Below are 2,634 nucleotides of genomic sequence, written 5' to 3'. Positions count from 1 at the left end.
GTTTATAACAGAGCAGTTAGAACTATGCATTTTGATGCTTACTATATGGGGAAATTACCAATAAAACAAATTTCTTTAGAAGGACAAAGACCATTTATAGACCTTGTCAACAAAATCCTCTCCCTCACCCAATCCGAAGATTACTTTGAAAACCCGCAAAAACAGGCAAAAGTCAAAGAATTCCAACGCCAGATTGACCAGTTGGTTTACAAACTTTACGGGTTGACAGATGAAGAAATAAAGATTGTGGAAGGGGAGATAAATGGTAAAAAGTGACGAGCTATGGGATATAACTAATAGACCATCTATAAAAAACAAGGTTTGAAATATTGGAAAATCGAAAAAATTGTCTATCACAATTCACAACTGACGGCTTCAGCCGTCAGGAGGTACCACCAGCTAAAGCAGGCGGTTGCACAGATTCATATCCCTCTTCAGCAGCCCACGGTGTCATCCGTCAGAATCAACCGCCAGCTAAAGCAGGTGGTTGTGAGTGTGGAGATCTATCCTCAACAACCCATGGTACAACTCAAGGAAAGATCCCCGGCACAACCCACGGCTTCAGCCGTTGGGACATACCACCAGCTAAAGCAGGTGGTTGTAAAGATGATACCAAGCGAAAGCCTGCCTATCAAATTAGATGAAGAACGACTTTATATGATCCTATTGATTGTGAAATGAAAAGAACAAAAAGTACATAAATATGATAACAATTGATTTTAAAATAGATTGACAATTGTGCCTTTTTTATAATACAAAAACTTTTCGGAAATTTCTATTATTCAATCCGTTATAAAATTTCAAACTCTAATATAAGGAGTGGCAAATATGGCGATTCGTGTTGGTATCAATGGGTTTGGTAGAATTGGAAGAAACCTACTGCGTGCAAGTTATGATGACAATGAGATCGAGTTTGTTGCAGTGAATGATATTACAAATCCGGCAACTCTCGCACATCTTTTAAAATATGATTCAGTGCATGGCATAGCGCTGCAGGATGTCAAAGCATCAGATGATTCAATTACTTTTGGCAGTAAAAATATAAAGGTAATGGCAGAAAGAGATCCTGCAAAGCTTCCATGGAAAGACCTTGGCGTCGATGTCGTCGTTGAATCGACCGGGCTTTTCAGAAAAAGGCCTGATGCATCGAAGCATCTCGAAGCAGGCGCAAAGAAGGTTATCATCTCAGCACCTGCAACTGACCCTGACATAACTATTGTGATGGGTGTGAATGAAAAATCTTACGATAAAGAAAAGCACAACATTATATCCAATGCTTCCTGCACAACGAATTGCCTTGCTCCTGTAGCAAAAGTTCTCCTTGACAATTTTGGTATAGAAAAAGGATTGATGACAACTATTCATTCCTACACCAATGATCAGCGAGTTCTCGATCTCCCTCATTCAGATTTGAGGCGTGCAAGGGCCGCAAACCTTTCTATGATACCCACGACAACAGGTGCGGCTAAAGCTGTGGCACTCGTTCTTCCTTCATTGAAGGGCAAGGTTGATGGAATGGCAATAAGAGTGCCTACACCGAATGTATCAGTTGTAGATTTTGTTGCGGTACTCGAGAAAGAAGTAACAGTTGATGATGTAAACAATGCATTGAAGGCGGCAAGTGAAGGTGAGTTGAAAGGCATCCTCGACTTTACAGATGAACCGCTCGTTTCGATCGATTTCAATGGTAATCCGCATTCTTCAATCGTTGACGGGAAATGTACTTCAGTTATAGAAGGTAAAATGGTAAAGGTGCTTGCATGGTATGATAATGAATGGGGATACTCCTGCAGAATCAGAGACCTTATCAAGTATATTTGACCATTTTAAAAACAGATGAGGTTGTGGAAGTGAAAAAGCTAACGATCAAAGATTTGGACCTTAAAGGCAAAAAAGTCTTTATGCGCGTTGACTTCAATGTGCCGCTGAAAGACGGGAAGGTCGATGACGATACAAGAATAAGGGCGGCGCTCGATACTATTAGATATGCTCTTGATAACGGTGCGTCTCTCATTCTTGCCTCTCATTTGGGAAGACCAAAGGGGAAGGTTGTCCCTGAAATGAGCTTGAAACCTGTGGCTGAAAGATTATCCGAATTACTTGGCAGAAAAGTTATTATGGCGCCTGATTGTATTGGTGAAGAAGTAAAGAAGATTACGGATAATCTCAAAGAGGGCGATGTCGTCCTGCTTGAAAATGTCCGCTTTCACCCTGAAGAGACAAAGAATGACGATAATTTTTCAAAAGAGCTTGCATCATTGGCAGATGTGTATGTCAACGACGCCTTTGGCTCTTCTCATCGCGCTCACAGCTCTGTTTGCGGAATTACGAAGTTTATTCAGCCGGCGGCGGCTGGCTTTTTAATGGAAAAAGAGTTGGAGTTCCTTGGCAAGGCATTCGAAAATCCTGATAAGCCCTTCGTTGCGGTGCTTGGTGGCGCCAAAGTTTCAGACAAGATACAGGTAAGCGAAACACTTCTCAGTAAAGCTGATACAATGTTGATAGGCGGAGCAATGGCATACACGATTTTGAAGGCAAAGGGAGTTGCTGTGGGGAAATCGTTAGTCGAAGATGACAAAATCGATTTGGCAAAGGAAATATTGGAAAAAAGTAAGAATAGTAATGCTGAATTTC

General features: G+C 41.3%; 4 protein-coding genes. All 4 read left to right on the top strand.

Annotation, left to right across the window (positions count from 1 at the left end; all coding sequences use genetic code 11):
- Positions 1-24 precede the first annotated feature (24 nt).
- Positions 25-276 carry a hypothetical protein gene (locus tag D6734_02385; protein ID RMF97333.1) on the top strand — a complete coding sequence of 84 codons (252 nt, stop codon included), beginning with the start codon at positions 25-27 and terminating at the stop codon, positions 274-276.
- A gap of 45 nt (positions 277-321) precedes the next feature.
- Entirely contained in the window at positions 322-681 is a 360-nt protein-coding gene (locus D6734_02380) for a hypothetical protein (GenBank protein RMF97332.1), read from the top strand.
- 147 nt (positions 682-828) lie between these two features.
- Entirely contained in the window at positions 829-1,821 is a 993-nt protein-coding gene (gene gap, locus D6734_02375) for a type I glyceraldehyde-3-phosphate dehydrogenase (GenBank protein ID RMF97331.1), read from the top strand.
- On the top strand, positions 1,776-2,634 hold an 859-nt coding region (locus D6734_02370), incomplete at its 3' end, for a phosphoglycerate kinase (GenBank protein ID RMF97334.1). The genes gap and D6734_02370, both read left to right, overlap by 46 nt.

The sequence above is a fragment of the Candidatus Schekmanbacteria bacterium genome (assembly GCA_003695725.1).
GTDB lineage: Bacteria > Schekmanbacteria > GWA2-38-11 > GWA2-38-11 > J061 > J061.
The sequence above is the reverse complement of the archived record's forward strand: the minus strand, read 5'-3'. Positions and strand labels throughout refer to the sequence as shown.